Here is a 17,412-nt window from a genome sequence, read left to right on the forward strand (position 1 = left end):
TAACCTCTTAAGCAGTGGCGCTAGCCTCGCTCCGCTGATGCAGCAGGCGCTGATACAGCCGGTCATAGGGCTCGACCGCATGACTCCAGAAAAAACCGGCGCTCATGGCGCGGCAGCGCATGGCGTTGAGCAGATGCGGCTTGTGGTACACCGCCAGGGCACGTTCCACGGCATGGCGATAGCTCTGCACCGTGGGTTCATCGAAGAGAAAGCCCGTCACGCCATTGTCGATGCTGTCAGCCAGGCCCCCGGTGCGATGGGCAATGGGCAGCGAGGCGAAGCGCTGCGCGTACATCTGGCTCAATCCGCAGGGCTCGTAGCGCGACGGCATAAGGAGGAAGTCACTGCCGGCGAACAGACGCCGGGCATCGGTCTCGTTGAAGCCGATATGCGCACCGATCCGACCGGGGAAACGTTCCGCCAACCGCCGTACCCGTTCTTCGATAGCGGCTTCGCCACGCCCGAGAATGGCCAGTTGGCCGCCGCGTTCGACGATGGCTTCGGCCACCTCGATGCTCAGGTCGATGCCTTTCTGCTGTACCAGGCGGGACACCACGGCAAACAGGGGACCTTCGCCAGGCTCAAGGCCGAACAGCTGGCGGACGTGGGTGGCGTTGGCGCGCTTGCCGTTCCAGTCCTGTGGCCCGAACGGGCTGATCAGGTGCGGGCAGCTTTGCGGATCCCAGCTTTCATCTATCCCGTTGAGCAGCCCGCTGAGCAGGCCCTGACGCGCCTTCATGGCGAGAAAACCTTCCATGCCGCAGCCGAAGGCCGGCGTGGTGATCTCCCGTGCATAGGTGGCGCTGACGGTGGTGACCTGGTCGGCATAGGCGATACCGGCCTTGAGCAGCGACAGCGAGCCGTAGAATTCCATCCGTTCCGGCCCACAGGCTTCCAACGGAATGCCCAGCTTGCGCCGCAGCTGCATGCTGATATTGCCCTGGTAGGCCAGGTTGTGAATGGTGAAGACGCTGGGCGTGGTCAAACCGCGCCAATGCATGTAGGCCGGCGTCAGGCCGGTCGGCCAGTCGTGGGCATGCACCAGGTCCGGGCTCCAGCTCATGCAGGCGGCGCCTGCGGCGATATCCGCTGCCGTCATGCACAGGCGCGCGAAGCGCAGCGGATTGTCCGGCCAGTCCTGCCCCTGCTCGTCACCATAGGGCAGGCCGTCGCGTTCGTAGAGTTCCGGACAGATCACCACATAGATGATCAGCCCATCAGGCATGTCGAGTCGCCCGATTCGGCATGACGGAATGTCGCCATGTGACAGAACACTGCCCACCACGCGGATCGGCATACCGCACTGCATCACTTGCGAGTAGCCGGGAATCAGCACACGCACATCGTACAGCGCACCCAGCGCGCGGGGCAGGGCAGCGGACACGTCGGCAAGGCCGCCCGTCTTGACCAGATCGGTCAGCTCGGACGTCACGAACAATATTTTCTTCTTCTGCTCCTGTGTGCTGCGAAGTTGCAGTACGGGCCGCTCCGACGGTGGCGATGGACGCTCGGTGAGCTTCACAGGGACAGGCGCATTCTCAACAGCAGCAATACTCATAAGCACTTTTCCCAAGGACCGGCATGGGCGCCAGGTCGGTTACGAGCACGTTTCCCCAACACAGCCACCATTTGTGGCGCTGTAACCAATGAGCACGGCAAGACTGAACTGCTTTGGTATGCGGCATAGAGCTTCTATGGCTCCACTCTGAGAAAGACCGGATGAGCGCGAATTGGTTCTCGATTTCTGACGAAACTCACCTGTGGAACTTTGCCTGTGCGTGCCGGCTCCGAAAACTGAGCCAACAGGGCATTTCAGCGGAGCCAGGACCATGCGAGACCTTGCCGAAATCGTGCGCTTTCTAAGTGACGTCCGGATGACGCTGACCACTGCCGAATCCTGCACCTGCGGCCTGATGGCTTCCCTGCTGGGGGATATCCCAGGCTGCGGTCAGGTACTGGACAGCGGATTCGTCGTGTATTCGCCCAACGCAAAGAACCGGCTGCTGCACGTCAGCTTCGACACCATCGAGACTTTTGGCCTGACCAGCGAGGAAGTCGCGACCGAAATGGCGCTCGGTGCGCTGAATGCCAGTGCTGCCGACATTGCCATTGCCAACACCGGAGTGGCCGACGACAGCGAAGAGGATCGTGGCGGTACCCAGTGCTACGCCTTTGCACTGAAGCAGGACGAGCGGCAGGTAAGCATCAGTGAGACGCGGCATTTCGAGGGGGATCGTGTGTCGATTCGCGAACAGGCCGCACGCTACGCCCTGGAGTGCCTGCCGGAGCGCTATGCGGAGCTGATGGACAGATTGCGCGCCACACGTTGATGCAGCCAGTCGGCCCCGGGGAACTCTGCCGGATGCCTTCTTTCACACAAGAAAGAGAACGCCAAATCTGGAGATGCACATGCAAAGCGCACAAACCGGCAACGACATCCGTATCGAACGCCTGATCGAGTGGCTGCGTGACGCCCATGCCATGGAAGCCCAGGCCGAAACCATGCTCACCAGACAGGCCAGCCGCATCGAGCACTATCCCGAGCTGAAGGCACGCATCGAACAGCACATCAGCGAAACCCAGAACCAGGCCAGGCTGATCGAAAGCTGCCTGCAGCGCTACGACAAGTCCTATTCCGGGCTCAAGGACCTGGGCGGCAAGATGATGGCGATGGGGCAGGCCATGGGCGGCATGATGATCAACGACGAGATCGTCAAGGGCGCAATGATGGGCTACGTCTTCGAGAATCTGGAGATCGCTTCTTACGAAATCCTGATCGCAGCTGCCGAGGCAGTAGGCGATACCCAGACCCAGGAAATCTGTACCCGCATCCTGGCAGAGGAGGTTGCGATGGCGGAGTGGATGCGCAGCCATCTCGCGCAACTGACTCAGGCCTATCTGACACGAGCCGAGGCACCTGGTGTCGAAGCCAAGCGCTGAGTCAGCAAGCGGCAGGCTAATGCTCGGTGGACTTGGAACCCTTCGAGCCACCCCGGGTTGCGTAAAGCTCGAAACGCAGCTCCTGGGCGAGACGCACCAGATTGGCGGCATCACGACACTGCTCGTCGGTGATGCCGAAAACCGTCAGTTCTTCATCATGGTGTTCTTTATACAGACGAACGGTAACACGGCTGTCTTCCTGAGCATGGCAGTCGCAGTGATAGGGGTGAAGATGGTTGCGAAGGATGCTTTCTATCGTCAGCAGGGGTAGGCGCGTAGCCATATTCCTTCCTCTCACCGTTTGTCCGAGCGCCGGGTCGTGATCCGTCCCGGAGGGTGGCTGTCTTGCCTACTGAAACGCTAGCAGGGCCTCACGCGTTGTAAACCACCGTCCGGCGCCATGGCGTCTACCGAGGAGGTTGCATGAACACATTCAAGATAGTGGCATTGGCAAGCCTGATGGCATCGTCCGCCGCATTCGCCCAGTGGCCTGCAGGCACACCCGAAGATAAACGTGGCTCCCCGCCAAGCACCATGGGCAACCCGACACCCCAGGAAACCCTGGAGACGCAGCGGGACAGCCAGGGCCGACTCGTGACCGAAGATGGCCTGCCTGTGGAGACCATGCCTGAGGACGACAAGGGTGACCCGGCCCTGGCACCGGATCGCTACTCCAATCCCGGCGGGCCGAACGACCCGGCGTCCGATCCGGGCACACTGGAATAGCCGAACAGTTTTTTGCCAGGCGGGGATAGGAGCTGCCGCAGCTGCCGGTAGTAAATGCCGTTACCAGCCTGTCATGAGGTAGAGAGGCTCAGTGCCCCGTGTTGATAAGCTTCTCGACCTCATGGCGGCGCTTGCGGAAGGAGCTGGGCGTTTCACCGAACAGCTTGCGAAACCAGAGGATGAAGTGCGACGCATCGGAAAAGCCCGTGGCATAGGCGATCTGCGTGATGTGCTGGTTGGTGTCCATCAACAGCCGCTTCGCGTGGTCCAGGCGCAGCTTGCGCCAGTACTGCGCGGGTGATTCGTTGGTGTTGGACATGAACGCGCGGTGCAACTGCCGTTCGTTTGTGCCGACGCTTTCGGCCACTGCGCGCAACGAGCCGGGTGCGTCCATGTGGCTGCGCATGTAGCCGATGGCGCGCTCCACCAGCTCGTTCTTGTAGACGTGCAGCTCGGTGACGCTGGACTTCCCGTTCGGCGTCTGGCGTTGGATCTCTTCATCGTCCACCAGCAGGTATTCGAGGCCTTTCTGGGCACGAATGGTGCCGCAGTGGTGGCTGATGAGCTTCGCCGCAAGGTCGATAGCGGTGCCGCCGGGGCACGTAATGATGTCATCGTCATCGACGTAACTCTTGTCGACCAGCACTTCAGCACTGGGGAAGCGCTGCATGAACTCCTCACGAATGGTGAAGTGCACGGCGCAGCGGCGTCCGTCGAGCAGGCCGGCCTTGCCGAGCACGAAGGAGCCGGAGCACAGGGCGATGATCGGCGTCTTCGCCGCGTGCAGCTCGCGCAGCAGGTCGAGCAGCCATTCGGGCGGATCGCGGGTTTCGCTGAGCAGGCCGCCGGCGAGGACCACATAGTCGTATTCGCCGATGACACCCAGCGGCTTGGTCGGCGAGACCGGCATACCGCAACTGGCCGTGACGGGCAGGTCGTTGCAGGTCATCCAGTCCCATTTGCAGAAGATCTGCTGGCTGCGGAACGACTTGTCCGCTGCGAACCGCAGCGAGTCCACCAGTCCCGCGACGGGGACCAGGGTGAACTGGTTCATCAGGATGAAACCAACGCGCAGATCGGGTTTCACGGCGTTGTTCACGCCCTCGTCGGCGGGTGTTTCGTAAGCACTGAAAGTCTTCATTATTGTTGTCCTCACGTACCGGGCGTGGGAGGGCCGGATCGGCAGCACGACGGCTATACAGGCCTCCCGCTGTCCGCAGATTAGACGCAATCTTTTGTCTTAAATATAACAGCGGACACAGCTTTTATAAGATTTCGGACAGCCTTTGCGCAGATTTCGGATAGTTGGTCACCCTTGTGCAGAAATCTTTCATCGCCCGAAAGTACCGCTCCGGCAGCGGCCTTCTAGCAATTGTCCTTATCCTGATAGTGCGCTCCAGACCAACCCGGCACCATTTGTCCCACACCTTTCACATTCATATTGGGTGAACAAGACATGTACCGTGGCTTCTGGTATGCGCAGGCACTTGACCTCGACAGTCATCTCGCCCCGACGCTCGAAGGGAATGAACAGGCTGACGTGTGTATCGTCGGCGGCGGTTATCTCGGCCTGTGGTCGGCCATCCGGCTCAAGCAGGCCAATCCGACCTGGCGAGTCGTGATCGTCGAGCGCGATCGCTGCGGCTCCGGCGCCAGTGGGCGCAATGGCGGCATCGCCACCAACTGGTGGGCCAAGTACCTGTCGGTGATGAGCATCTGCGGCGAGCAGGAAGCGAGACGTATCTGCGAGGCTGCCGAATCGGCGATCGACGAGATCGGTGACTTCTGCCGCGAACATGGGATAGACGCCCAGTACCGCAAGGACGGCTGGCTGTGGACGGCGAGCAACCAGCGCCAGGTGAATTCCTGGAAGGTGCTCACCGATAGCCTGGAGCGCCACGGGGTGAACCCGTTCCAGACGCTGACCCGCGAACAGGTGCGCCAGCGTACCGGCTCGCCGCGCATGATGGGCGGCATCTTCGATGCCAACGCCGCCACCGTGCAGCCAGCCATGCTGGCGCGCGGGCTGCGCCGGGTTGCGCTGGATCTGGGGGTGGTGATCCATGAGCAATCCCCGCTAACCCGCCTGGAGCGTTCCGAACGCCCGGTAGTGCACACCGCGCGTGGCCGGGTGCAGGCGGAGAAGGTGGTGCTGGCGATGAATGCCTGGGGCGCGCAGTTCCCCGAACTGCGCCGGATGATCGCGATCATGTCCAGTGACATGGTGGCGACCGCGCCAGCCAAGAATCGTCTGGACCAGATTGGTTTCAGCGGCGGCGAATGCATCACCGACTCGCGCACAGTGCTGAACTACTACCGCAACACTCCCGATGGACGCATCGTGTTCGGCAAGCCGCTGGGCCAGTTCGCCTTCGCCGGACGCATCGGCGACCTCTACGAGCAGCCATCACCAGCCGCCGACAAGGTGGCGGATGAGATGTACAGCTTCTACCCGCATCTGCGCGACGTTCCGGTGGTAAGCAGCTGGACTGGGCCGATCGATCGCGCGATGAAGGGGCTGCCGAACTTCGGCCAGTTGGGCGGACATCCGAATATCGTCTTCGGCATCGGCTTCTCCGGCAACGGCGTCGCCACCACGGTGTTCGCCAGCCGCATCGTCAAGTCGCTGGTGGAGGAGGCCAACGACGAATGGGCCAACTGCGGGCTGGTCAACCAGAAGATGCAGCTGTTCCCGCCGGAGCCGTTCCGCTTCGTCGGCGCGCATCTGGTGCGCGATGCGCTGGTGCGCAAGGAATCCCTGGAGGACACGGATCGCGACGCCAGCTTCTTCACCAGTCAACTCGCCGCACTGGCACCCGCCGGTTATGTGCCGGCGCAGAAAAAGTAGGAATGCCTTTCATGAAGCATCGCGTCGTCTTTCTCGATGACGAAGGGATAGGGCCGGGCGTCGTCACGCCCGGGCTGCCCTTCGCCCACGACTGGATCAGCCATCCCTATACCCGGTCGGAACAACTGCTGGAGCGTCTGGCCGGGGCGACCGTCGCCCTGACCTGCAGCGTCCCGCTGCGCGAGGCGCACCTGGCGCGCCTGCCAGATCTGCAGATGATCTCGCTGGCGATGACCGGCACCGACATCGTCGACATGGACTATTGCCGGGCACGCGGTATCACCGTGACCAACGTCCCGGGGTACGCGACCAACACCGTGGCCGAACACTCCATCGCCATGATGTTCGAGCTGTTCCGCCGGGTTTCCAGCTACCACAGTCTGATGCAGCAGGTGCATAGCGGCGCGCGGGAAGCGAAGAACATCTACTTCGACTACCCCATCCGCGACCTGCGTAGCCGGGTGCTGGGTATCGTCGGCAACGGCCCCATCGCTCGGCGTGTTGCCGAACTGGGCAGGGCCATTGGCATGAGCGTGATCGTCCATGACCGTGGTGGCCGCTATACGGGGCCGGACTTCGTGCCCCTGGAGGCGCTGCTGCAGCGCAGCGACGTGTTGATGATCAACTGTCCGCTGACCGAGGAAACCCACGACCTGCTGGGCGCGGCGCAGCTGGCGCGGATGAAGCCCGATGCGGTGATCGTCAATACCGGGCGCGGCGGGGTGGTCAACGAGGCCGCGCTGATCGAGGCGCTGGAGCAGGGGCGTCTTGGCGGCGCCGCGCTGGACGTGCTCGAGCACGAGCCGGTGCGACCCGACGATCCCATTTTCCGGCTCGCCCGGCATCCCAACTTCATCCTCAACCCCCATGTCGCCTGGAGCAGCCAGGACGCCATGCAGGGGCTGATCGACCGGGCGATCGGCAATATCGTCCAGTTCGTCGAATCGACAAATTGCAGCAACTTGCGTGCTGGGGGGATCAGATGAACGACGGTATCAAGAGCAGTTTCGTCAATGGCGCCTTCGTCGAGCCCCGGGGCGACGAGCAGATCCTGGAGAACCGCAATCCATCCGATCCCCGCGATGTGGTGGATCGCTTCGCCCGTGCCGATGCGCAGTTGACCGACGTGGCTGTCGAGGCTGCCAGTACCGCCGCCCCGGCCTGGGCCGCGAGCAACCCGCAGTTGCGCGCCGATGTGCTGGACCGTATCGGCAGCGAAATCCTGCAGCGTCGCGAGGAGCTGGCGCGGCTGCTCGCTCGCGAGGAAGGCAAGGTGGTGCGCGAGGCCCTGGGCGAGGTGGATCGCGCCGGTCGCTCGTTCAAGTTCTACGCCCAGGAAGCGCTGCGCGCCTCGGGTGAGAAGTACGACTCTGTGCGCCCCGGCGTAAGTATCGAGACAAGTCGCCAGCCGGTGGGCGTGGTCGGTATCGTCAGCCCGTGGAACTTCCCCATCGCCATTCCCGCCTGGAAGATCGCCCCGGCACTGTGTTTCGGCAACTGCGTGGTGTTCAAGCCGGCCGAACTGGTGCCTTCCTCGGCCTGGGCCCTGGCAGAAATTATTTCCCGCTCCGGCCTGCCCGCCGGCGTGTTCAACATGCTGATCGGCCCGGGGCGTAGCGTCGGCGATGCACTGATGCGTCATCACAAGGTGCAGGCCATCAGCTTCACCGGCTCGGAACAGACTGGCCGCCAGATCGCCGCGATCGCCGTCGAGCGGATGGCCAGGGTGCAGCTGGAGATGGGCGGCAAGAACCCGCTGATCGTGCTCGACGACGCCGACCTGGAGGTGGCGCTGGATGTGGCCATCCAGGGCTCGTTCTTCTCCACCGGGCAACGTTGCACCGCCAGCTCGCGGCTGATCGTGACCGAGGGCATCTATCCCGAGTTCGTCGCCAGGCTGGTCGAGCGTACCCGCGCGCTGCGGGTGGGCGACGCCCTCGACCCGGCCACCGATATCGGCCCGGTGGTGGACGAGAAGCAGCTGGAAGTCGACCTGGACTACATCCGCGCGGGACTCGCCGAAGGCGCCATCCTGGCCTGCGGCGGCGAGCGCCTGGTGCGCGAAGGCGGCGGCCACTACCTGGAGCCCGCGCTGTTTCTCGACGTGAAACCCGAGATGCGCATCTACCGCGAGGAGATCTTCGGACCGGTGCTGAGCGTGCTCAAGGTGAGGAACTACGAAGAGGCCCTCGCCGCCGCGGAAGACACTCCGTTCGGGCTCTCGGCCGGCATCGTCACCACTTCGCTGAAGTACGCCGAACACTTCAAACGCAACTCCTCGGCGGGCATGGTCATGGTCAACCTGCCCACCGCCGGCGTCGACTACCACGTGCCCTTCGGCGGCAACCGTGGTTCGAGCTATGGACCGAGGGAGCAGGGCACCCATGCGAGGGAGTTCTTCACCAAGGTCAAGACCAGCTATCAGTCGAGTTGAGCGCAGCAGTGCCAGCCACTTGATGCTGCAGACCCGCGAGGGAATGCAGCATTTTTTTACGCTCCGCCCTTCCATCCCGCCAGTGGCACAAGCTCGAAGGTGCCAGAGAGAACAAATACAAATGTCCATCAGGCATAAGCTCGGTTTGGCGTTTCTTCTGGTTGCCGTATTGCCCGCGGTCTTGATTGCCGCCCTGGTGGTGATGACCGTGCGCGAGCAGGCAAGGCATGAGTTTCTGGAGAGCAGTTCGAGAGAGATTCGCCAAGTGGAAAACGCGATGAGGATCTTCTTTGACGCCATCGCCCAGGATGTCGATTTCCTTGCGGATCATCCATTGCTGAAAAACACCGATGGCGGCCTGAAGAAATACTTCACCGAGGACTCCACCCGGCAACCCATGCCGGAGCAGGACGAGCGGATTCAGCAACTGTTCGCCAATCTCGCGACCTCCCATCCCGACTACGCCTACATCTATCTCGCCACCTCGGATGGCGCCACCGTGCCCTGGCCGGTGAACTCCGTCCAGAGTGGTTACGATCCACGCAAGCGCCCCTGGTACAGGGCCGCCATGGCCAGCCAGGGAAAAGCCAGCCGCAATCCCGCCTATTTCTGGCCGCAGGACGACGTCACCTTGATCGGGGTAACGCGCAGCTTTGCCAACAGACTGGGCCCAGAGGGTGGGGCGGTTGTCATCGACGTATCGCTCAAGAGACTCACTGAGATCGTCAAGGAGATCAGACTGGGCGAGACCGGCTACGTCATGCTGGTCGAAGGAAGTGGCAATATCCTGGTCGATCCGGCGCAACCGGAGAACAATTTCAAGACACTGGATGAGTTGGACGGTGGGTACGGAAGGCTCGCCGAACGTCGCACCGGCCTGATGAGTGTCGAGCTTGGCGGCATCCGTTACCTGGCCAACGTCTGGCACTCGTCAGCGCTCGACTGGACCCTCATCGGACTGGTTCCGGAGGCTGAAGTCATGTCCGGCTCTGCGCGCCTTACCTGGCAGATCGTCGTGATCGTCGCTGCGCTGGCATGCCTGTTCGCCTTGCTGGGCGTAGCGATTGCACGTGTGATCGCGCGCCCTATCCACAGCGTCAGCGCGGGGCTGGAGAACATCGCGCAAGGGGAGGGCGACCTCACTAACAGCCTGGAGGTGCGCGGGCATGACGAAACGGCGCAGTTGGCCAGATGGTTCAACCAGTTCCTGGAGGTCATTCGTGGGCTCGTTCGACAAATCAGCGATGCCGTCGGGCAACTGACCGTCACGGCTGGACGTTCGATGCAGGTCGCCGCCGAGGTCGCGGACGCGGCGAAGCGGCAACGGGAGTCCGTCGATATGGTGTCAACCGCTTTCCATGAAATGCTCGCCACGGCGAACGACGTCGCACACTCCTGCGGTCAGGCCGCGGACTCGGCGGAACATGGGCAGCGCGAGGCCGACGCCGGTCAACAGCGGATGGATAGCGCCGTACTGCGTGCGCAACGCCTGAGTGCCGAGATCGCTCAGGCTGCCGGCTCGATGCAACAGTTGGAGCAGGATAACAATGGTATCCAGGCCATTCTGGGGACTATCCGGGCCATCGCCGAGCAGACAAATCTGCTGGCCTTGAACGCTGCGATCGAGGCCGCACGGGCCGGAGAGCAGGGGAGAGGGTTTGCGGTGGTCGCCGATGAGGTGCGCGCTCTGGCCAAGCGCACAGCGGACTCGACCGGGGAAATCGACCAATTGCTGACGAATCTGTCGCTACGCACCCAGCAGGTGAGCAAGCAGATGCACGCGAGCCTGGGCGCAGCTCAGACGACCGGCGAGAGCATCGGTGACGCGCGTTCCAGCTTCGAGCTCATTCGCGCTTCGGTAGAGATCGTACGCGACATGACCGCACAGATCGCGACCGCGGCAGAGCAGCAAACCCAGGTCGCGCAAGAGATAGGTCAGCACATTGGCCAGATTCATGCCGACGCCCGGCTCGTAGCGGAGTTATCCGGTCAGGCGGAGGCGAATTCACAGTCGCTCGTCAGCCTGTCGGGCGATCTGCACACGTGGACCAACCGCTTCAAGACCTGAACCTTCATGGGGCAAGAGTTCGAGGTCGCCGAGGTATTTGTCGTGTTGCTCCCCCGTCTCTGTGCCCCCTGGGCCTAATCGCAGGAATTCCCTATGGTCACCGCAGCGCATGGCAGCGACACAACCAGAATCCGTCGCGGGATAAGCATGTGTCTGCTGGCCATGCTGATATTCGCCTGCCAGGACGGCATCACCAAGTTCCTGGTGAGGGACTTCTCAGTCGCGCAATTGCTGATGGTGCGCTACTGGACCTTCCTGCTGGCGGCCATCGCCTTCCTGGCCTGGAGGGGCAGCGCCAGAGCCGCGACCCGCAGCTCGATGCCGCTGCTGCAAGTGCTGCGCGCGCTGCTCGCCCTTGGCGAGGCGGCGCTGTTCGGCTGGGGGCTGAGGCACCTGGGGCTCGCCGAAAGTCATGCGCTGTTCGCGGTGTTTCCGCTGCTGACGCTGGCCCTGGCCGGCGTGCTGCTGGGCGAGGCGATCGGCTTGCGTCACTGGGTCGCGGCGGTCGTGGGCTTTATCGGTACCCTGGTGATCCTGCGCCCGGGCTTCGGCCTGTTCGAGCCCGCCGCGCTGATTCCGCTGCTGGCCGCCCTGACGTTCGCCGCCTACAACCTGTTGTCGCGGCGGATCAGCCAGAGCGATTCCTTCGCCACCAACCTGCTGTACATGGCGGTGGTTGGTGCCGTGGCCTCCACCTGCTTCGGCATCCCGGCATGGCAGCCGCCGTCCCCCACGGAATGGGCGTTGCTGAGCATCTACGCGGTTACTGGGATGATCGCGCACCTGCTGCTGATCAAGGCCCTGGAATACGCGCCCGCCGCGGTCCTGCAGCCGTTCAACTACTCGCTGCTGGTCTTCGCCTCCCTGGTCGGTCTGCTGGCGTTCGGTGAATTCCCCGACACCTGGACCATCGCCGGCGCCGCCCTGGTGCTGGCCGGGGGAATGTATGCCGCGAAGGCCAGGTAATCCTAAGACCAGAGAAATATCATCGGCGCCTGCTTGTGCGCCTCGCCAGACGGGCCTGGGCGCGGGGCGGAGCATGATGGAATCGGTCCGGTTTCTCATATCGACGGATTAGACCTCGCCCTACAGTGTTTCCCACGGCGGGCAGAAGAGGGGGCGGCTCCAGGAAGCCGTCATGCTCGTCCATCCACCGCTTATCCGTCTCCGTAGTTTCATCCAAGGTCCTGCTGGGCTCACCGCTGGGGGGAACGTGCATCTGACTGGCCGCTCTCCCGCTCTCCGGGCGAAGGGAGGACCGAGGATCTGCTTCATCACACCAACAGTGTTCAATCGCCCCATGGAGAACAACAACAATGACCTTGAGCAAAAAACGCCTGCTGGTTCTGGCGATCGCGACCGGCAGCCCTCTGGCCCTTGCCAGCCAGACGGACAGCAACGGATTCATCGAGGATGGCCGCCTGGACTTCCTGACCCGCAACCTGTACTGGAACCATGATCGCAAGAACGGCGCAGAGGATCGCCGCGAATGGGGCCAGGCCTTTCGCCTCGACTACCGCTCCGGCTACACCCGGGGCACCGTAGGCATCGGTGTCGACGCCAGCGCCTACGCGGCACTCAAGCTCGACGGCGGACGCGGCTACTCGAACGCCGTGATGATGCCGGACGACGGCAAAGGCGGCACCGAGAGCGAGGCCAGCTCCGCCGGTGCCGCCGTGAAAATGCGTATCTCCGCCACCGAGCTGAAATACGGCAACAACCTGAGGCCCTACAACCCGGTATTCGCCGCTGCAGACGCACGCCTGGTGCCCGGTACCGCTACCGGCCTGCACCTGACCAGCAACGAACTGGAAGGCCTGAGCCTGGAAGCCGCCCACCTCACCGCTGCCAAGGATTTCAACAGCACCAACGGCGACGACGACTTCCATGCCGCCTATGCCGGCGTGGGCACCCGCACCGTGAATTTCCTCGGTGGCAGCTACGTGGTCAACGACCGGTTCAGCTTCAGCCTCTATGGCTCCGAGTTCGAGGACATCTGGCGCCAGTACTACGCCAACGCCAACTACGTCTACCCGATCAACGAAAACCAGAGCCTGACCTTCGACCTCAACCTCTACAAGACCGATGACGAAGGCCGCAAGCTGGCCGGCGACATCGACACCACCGCCTATTCCCTGGCCGCAGCCTGGAGCGTCGGTGCGCACACCTTCAAGCTGGCCTACCAGAAGAACGATGGCGACACGCCGTTCGACTACCTCGGCCTCGGCCCGGGCACCTTCCACGACTCCATCTACCTGGCCAACTCGTCGCAAATAGTGGACTTCAACGGCCCGAACGAGAAATCCTGGGGGCTGTTCTACGATTTGGAATTGAGCCGCTACGGCGTGCCGGGCCTGAGCATCGGCGCCCGCTACATCAAGGGCAGCGACGTCGACGGCGGCAAGATGGACGCCATGAGCCCCTACAACTATTACGGCGACAAGGGTAGCGAAGAGCACTGGGAGCGCGGCTTCGACATCCGCTACGCGGTCCAGCAGGGCTCGGCCAAGGGGCTGTCGCTGCGCCTGCGCCAGGCGAGCCACCGGATCGGCAACGGCGCTTCGGACATATCCTCCGACCAGGTCCGTCTGATTGTCGAGTACCCGTACCAGATCTTCTGATGCGCAAATGCCGGTCGGCAATTCACGCCGGCAATACGAAAAGGCCGAAAACTATGTTTTCGGCCTTTTCGCAGGTATCCACCTAATTCACCGGCGCCGCCCTGGTGCTCGCCGGGGGGAATGCATGCCGCGAGGGTGCCAGGTGAACGTGCTCGTCATGGGCGCGGAGCTCCGGGCGTAGATCCATCCTTGCGAGGGCACGAGAGCACATGACCATTGCTAAGCAGTGTTGTCTGTAGCCGTGGGGCATCAAATTCAGCTGTTACTGGCTGATTTGATTCTTACGGGCTACAAAATTCCTGGTGCGTGACGCCATTCATGACGATTGATGCACGCAAATTCCGATGTATTTCTTGTAAGAATGTATCTCGCGGGCTACATTTTTAGCCTATCAGTGAATATTTGACGCCCAGGAGACACAGTGACCACACTAGCTGACGTCGCGGACTGGCTGCGTAACGTGCGCCGGGAAGCAGGCCTGAGCCAGGAAGCGCTGGCACAACGCGCCGGAGTTTCCCGCACAACGGTTGCCCGCATGGAGACGCTTGCCAAAGGCGATATGAGCGTTTCCGCATTGCTGCACCTGCTGGAAGCCGCAGGTTACGACCTCAAGCCCGTCAAGCAGGGCCACGTCAGAACCCTTGAGGACATCCTGGCCGAGCAACGGCGGGGTGACAGCGTATGAAACTCGACGTGCATGTATGCGCTAGGACGGTCGCCAAGCTCTACCGGGAGCGTGATGAGTATGTCCTGAGCTATCTGCCTGGCACCGATCCCGCCGATTTTGTCAGCCTGACCATGCCGGTACGCGAGCAGCCGTGGTGCTGGCCACGTGATCTGCACCCTTTCTTTCGCCAGAATTTGCCCGAAGGCTATCTTCTGAGCATCATCCGCGAAGAATTTGGAGCGCTGCTCGATGGCACGGATCTCTCCTTGTTGGCGGTAGTCGGCGGGATGGGGATTGGGCGCGTCACCGTCACTCCTGAAGGCGGGACGCCTGGGGGCGACATGGAAGCGCTGCAAATCGAGTCGTTGCTCAAAGCCGAAAACACCACGGCGCATTTCGCCAGCCTGGTGCGTCGATATGCCCGAGCATCCATTTCCGGCATGGTGCCCAAGTTCATTGCGCCGCAAGAGGATATGGACGCGCCAGCGCATGCTGTGGGCAAACCCACATTGCGTACCAGCCGCCATATCATCAAAGGCTCGGACGACAGTACGCCTTATCTCGGGTTCAACGAGTTCTATACCATGCGGGTGCTGGAACGCTTGAACGTCGTGCCAGTGGCCAGGACGCGGATGTCGGAGGACGGGCGCGTCCTGGTCGTGGATCGTTTCGACGTGGATGCGCAGGGCATTGTCACGCATGGGGTCGAAGATGCCTGCGGCTTGCTGGGACTGCCGCCCCACGAGAAATACGCAACGACGACCGAGCGTGTGTTGAATGCCACGCGTGTCTACATACCTGCCGCAGCCATGCGAACCCAACTGGAGCAGTTCGGCTGGCATCTGCTGACCAACTATGTGGTGCGCAATGCCGACTGCCATGCCAAGAACATCGCGCTGCATTACACCAGCCTGAAGGACGTGGCCTATACACCGGTCTATGACGTTGTGACTACACAGGCGTATCCACGCTATGCAGGCAATCCGCCGGGCTTGTCCGTGGATGGACGGCAAACCTGGGCGGTGGGGAAAACCTTGGAGCGGTTCTTCAAGGCAAGGCTGGGTATTGCCACGAGGCAGTATGCGCAGATGGTGGAGCGGCTGTGCGAATCGGCGGTGGAGGTTGGCCAAGAAGTGATAGAGGCGGCCCGCAATGAGCCGCGCTGGCATACCGTAGCCAAGCAGATGGTGCATGCCTGGAATGATGGGATGGCTTCCTTGCGGAGCCCCAAGAACTTCGTTGCTTTCAGAGGTCTGGATGAAGCGATTGCTCAGGCGGGGTTTTCGGAGCCCGATGGGCCGGAAAGTGGCCGAGAGGTGATCGGGCGGTCTGAGTTGTTGGGTAGGCCGCGTAGGCGGTAAGTTGCCTTTCAGGGTTTTGCTGAGTGTCTGTGCTCAGGTTTGAGTCAATTCGAGCGAGAGGCGTCGGGTCGGATTCGCTCTCGCTCTCTTGCGGCGCTCAAGCCCTCAGCCTGGCGAGCACATATTGCGCCACGATCAGATCCAGGTGGGCTCCGCCGGCATTCTTGTACAGTGTCCTGTCCGTGGCCGTGCGGGAGAATGCGCTGACCTGGCAGAGGTCGTACAGGTCGCCCTCAATCTGCTCTGGCGTGATGACCCCGGCTTGCAGCGGCGCCTGGATGTCCCCGCTGCTGGCGGCAGTGTCGCGGTCGTCGACGAAGATCCGCGCGCCCCTCGCCACCTCGTCGTCCGCCTCGCGCATGTCGGGGCGGAAGCCACCGACCAGGTCGACGTGGCAGCCAGGCCGCACGAGCGCCCCGCGCACCAGGGGCGTGGCGCTGCTGGTGGCGCAGGCGATGATGTCGGCACGGACCACGGCGGCGTCGAGGTCGTCGACGATGCTCACCTCGACGCCACTGCGCCGCAGGGCCTCGCGGGTGTCGGTCAGCTTCGCTGGCGTGCGGTTCCACAACAGGACTTCGCGGATGGCCGGGCGGATATGCAGATAGGCATCGACCAGCGCCCGGGCCACCGGCCCCGCGCCCAATACGAGAAGAACGGCACTGTCCTCGCGGCTCAGGCGCTGCGCGGCGAGGGCGGAGTCCGCGGCGGTTTTCCAGCGGGTGATTTCCGGCCCGTCGAGGGCCGCGACGATGGCCTTGGACTGTTCGTCGATGACCAGGAACAGCGCCTGTTCCGTGGGCAACGGCGGGTTGGCGGAGCCATTGGCCGGGCAGATGGAGCAGACCTTGAGGCCCGCGCCCAGCCCGGGCAGAACCACCCCGCGGCTGAACAGGCCATAGCGCTCGTCGCCGACGAAAAAGCTGTCGCCCGCCGGGCGCGCGCCCAGGTGGGCCTGACGCAGCGCCTCCAGCACGCCGCCCCAGTCCAGTACCGCGGCGATTTTCTGGGCTGAAATGACTTGCATCGCGTTCTCCTCTTTTTGAGGGCATCGTGGCAGTGAAAAGGGGGAGGGGGCTGCAGGTCGTGAAAACTGCACCCCGGTGCCCTTGGTGAGAAGTCAGGGCTTGCGATAGACCCTGTCCGTATCCTCTGCAAAACTTTGCAGTTCCTGCTGCCGGCGTGCTTCAGACCAACCCAGCGCCGTAGCTGCAATTCGCGAAAGTTGCTGCGCCCTGTCACGCCCCAGCGTAGAGGGATTCAGGCCGCCCGGCAGCCGGCGCCGGATCAGGTCAGTCAGATGCACCACGTGTTCCTTTTGTGCGACGCGTGCAATGTCTTCGTCACTGCGGATATCGTGTGGACCAATGAGCATGCCCTGAGGTGGAGCGTCACGCTTGCCCAGGTGTTTTTCCACCGCTCGTGCCGCCAGTCTCCCGGCATGGCGGTGCATCATGATGTACGACCCCGTCACGGTCACCAATCCGGGCATGTCGGGATTTTCGATGGCGCGAACAGGCAGGCTGACCGTTTCGCCGTCCAGTGTGGACATGGGCCGTACACCGCACCAGCAATGTTGAACATCCTGACGCGTCAGCTCCAACTGGGGAAACAGCCGATTAGGGCGTGTTAACACATCTTCAGTCCGTCAACTATTAGCGCGAAGTTGATGAATCCGATGAACATCACATCAAGCTTCTCGAAGCGAGAGAATATACGCCGAAACCCCTTCAAGCGCCGGAATAGA

At 62.5% G+C, this 17,412-nt stretch carries 16 protein-coding genes and 1 pseudogene; 11 read left to right on the plus strand and 6 right to left on the minus strand.

Annotated elements, in window-relative coordinates:
• Positions 1–7: 7 nt before the first annotated feature.
• Entirely contained in the window at positions 8–1,558 is a 1,551-nt protein-coding gene (glgA, locus tag G7020_RS13935) for a glycogen synthase GlgA (protein WP_181085399.1), read from the minus strand.
• 271 nt (positions 1,559–1,829) lie between these two features.
• On the opposite strand from glgA, the gene G7020_RS13940 reads away from it, so the two are divergent.
• Both G7020_RS13940 and G7020_RS13945 read left to right on the plus strand, forming a co-directional pair.
• Complete coding sequence (locus G7020_RS13940; protein WP_181085406.1) at positions 1,830–2,330, plus strand: CinA family protein; 501 nt, start codon at positions 1,830–1,832, stop codon at positions 2,328–2,330.
• A gap of 79 nt (positions 2,331–2,409) precedes the next feature.
• Entirely contained in the window at positions 2,410–2,940 is a 531-nt protein-coding gene (locus G7020_RS13945; protein ID WP_181085408.1) for a ferritin-like domain-containing protein, read from the plus strand.
• Positions 2,941–2,956: 16 nt separating this feature from the next.
• Here the strand turns inward: G7020_RS13945 and G7020_RS13950 are convergent, their stop codons facing one another.
• Positions 2,957–3,223 carry a DUF1652 domain-containing protein gene (locus G7020_RS13950; RefSeq protein ID WP_181085409.1) on the minus strand — a complete coding sequence of 89 codons (267 nt, stop codon included), beginning with the start codon at positions 3,221–3,223 and terminating at the stop codon, positions 2,957–2,959.
• Between the two features lie 140 nt (positions 3,224–3,363).
• Here G7020_RS13950 and G7020_RS13955 point away from each other — a divergent pair, with 140 nt between their 5' ends.
• Complete coding sequence (locus G7020_RS13955; RefSeq protein WP_181085411.1) at positions 3,364–3,666, plus strand: hypothetical protein; 303 nt, start codon at positions 3,364–3,366, stop codon at positions 3,664–3,666.
• Between the two features lie 88 nt (positions 3,667–3,754).
• Here the strand turns inward: G7020_RS13955 and G7020_RS13960 are convergent, their stop codons facing one another.
• Positions 3,755–4,807, minus strand: a complete 1,053-nt coding sequence (locus G7020_RS13960; protein WP_181085413.1) for a GlxA family transcriptional regulator — start codon at positions 4,805–4,807, stop codon at positions 3,755–3,757.
• 315 nt (positions 4,808–5,122) lie between these two features.
• Between G7020_RS13960 and G7020_RS13965 the strand changes: the two genes are divergently transcribed.
• From G7020_RS13965 to G7020_RS14000, 8 genes are all read left to right on the plus strand, one after another.
• Positions 5,123–6,514, plus strand: coding sequence for an NAD(P)/FAD-dependent oxidoreductase (locus tag G7020_RS13965; RefSeq protein WP_181085415.1), 1,392 nt, complete (start codon positions 5,123–5,125; stop codon positions 6,512–6,514).
• A gap of 11 nt (positions 6,515–6,525) precedes the next feature.
• Entirely contained in the window at positions 6,526–7,500 is a 975-nt protein-coding gene (locus tag G7020_RS13970) for an NAD(P)-dependent oxidoreductase (protein ID WP_181085417.1), read from the plus strand.
• Positions 7,497–8,948 carry an aldehyde dehydrogenase family protein gene (locus G7020_RS13975; protein ID WP_181085419.1) on the plus strand — a complete coding sequence of 484 codons (1,452 nt, stop codon included), beginning with the start codon at positions 7,497–7,499 and terminating at the stop codon, positions 8,946–8,948. Before G7020_RS13970 ends, G7020_RS13975 begins: the two co-directional genes overlap by 4 nt.
• A gap of 121 nt (positions 8,949–9,069) precedes the next feature.
• Positions 9,070–11,016: a methyl-accepting chemotaxis protein gene (locus G7020_RS13980; protein WP_181085420.1), complete on the plus strand. Its 1,947-nt coding sequence runs from the start codon at positions 9,070–9,072 to the stop codon at positions 11,014–11,016.
• Positions 11,017–11,163: 147 nt separating this feature from the next.
• Positions 11,164–11,982, plus strand: coding sequence for a DMT family transporter (locus G7020_RS13985; protein ID WP_258189351.1), 819 nt, complete (start codon positions 11,164–11,166; stop codon positions 11,980–11,982).
• Between the two features lie 350 nt (positions 11,983–12,332).
• Positions 12,333–13,637: an OprD family porin gene (locus G7020_RS13990; RefSeq protein ID WP_181085424.1), complete on the plus strand. Its 1,305-nt coding sequence runs from the start codon at positions 12,333–12,335 to the stop codon at positions 13,635–13,637.
• Positions 13,638–14,058: 421 nt separating this feature from the next.
• The gene (locus tag G7020_RS13995) at positions 14,059–14,322 is read left to right on the plus strand and encodes a helix-turn-helix domain-containing protein (protein WP_181085426.1); all 264 of its coding nucleotides are present in this window, start codon (positions 14,059–14,061) and stop codon (positions 14,320–14,322) included.
• The gene (locus G7020_RS14000) at positions 14,319–15,665 is read left to right on the plus strand and encodes a type II toxin-antitoxin system HipA family toxin (protein ID WP_181085428.1); all 1,347 of its coding nucleotides are present in this window, start codon (positions 14,319–14,321) and stop codon (positions 15,663–15,665) included. Before G7020_RS13995 ends, G7020_RS14000 begins: the two co-directional genes overlap by 4 nt.
• Before the next feature lie 97 nt (positions 15,666–15,762).
• Here G7020_RS14000 and G7020_RS14005 read toward each other — a convergent pair whose 3' ends face one another.
• The 3 genes and pseudogenes from G7020_RS14005 to G7020_RS14015 form a co-directional block, all read right to left on the minus strand.
• Complete coding sequence (locus tag G7020_RS14005) at positions 15,763–16,692, minus strand: ornithine cyclodeaminase family protein (RefSeq protein WP_181085430.1); 930 nt, start codon at positions 16,690–16,692, stop codon at positions 15,763–15,765.
• Between the two features lie 93 nt (positions 16,693–16,785).
• Entirely contained in the window at positions 16,786–17,217 is a 432-nt protein-coding gene (locus tag G7020_RS14010) for a hypothetical protein (RefSeq protein ID WP_181085431.1), read from the minus strand.
• 77 nt (positions 17,218–17,294) lie between these two features.
• A pseudogene (locus G7020_RS14015) lies at positions 17,295–17,412 on the minus strand (IS5/IS1182 family transposase); the annotation flags it as partial.

Origin of the sequence: Stutzerimonas stutzeri, from assembly GCF_013522825.1 — a bacterium.
GTDB lineage: Bacteria > Pseudomonadota > Gammaproteobacteria > Pseudomonadales > Pseudomonadaceae > Stutzerimonas > Stutzerimonas stutzeri_AK.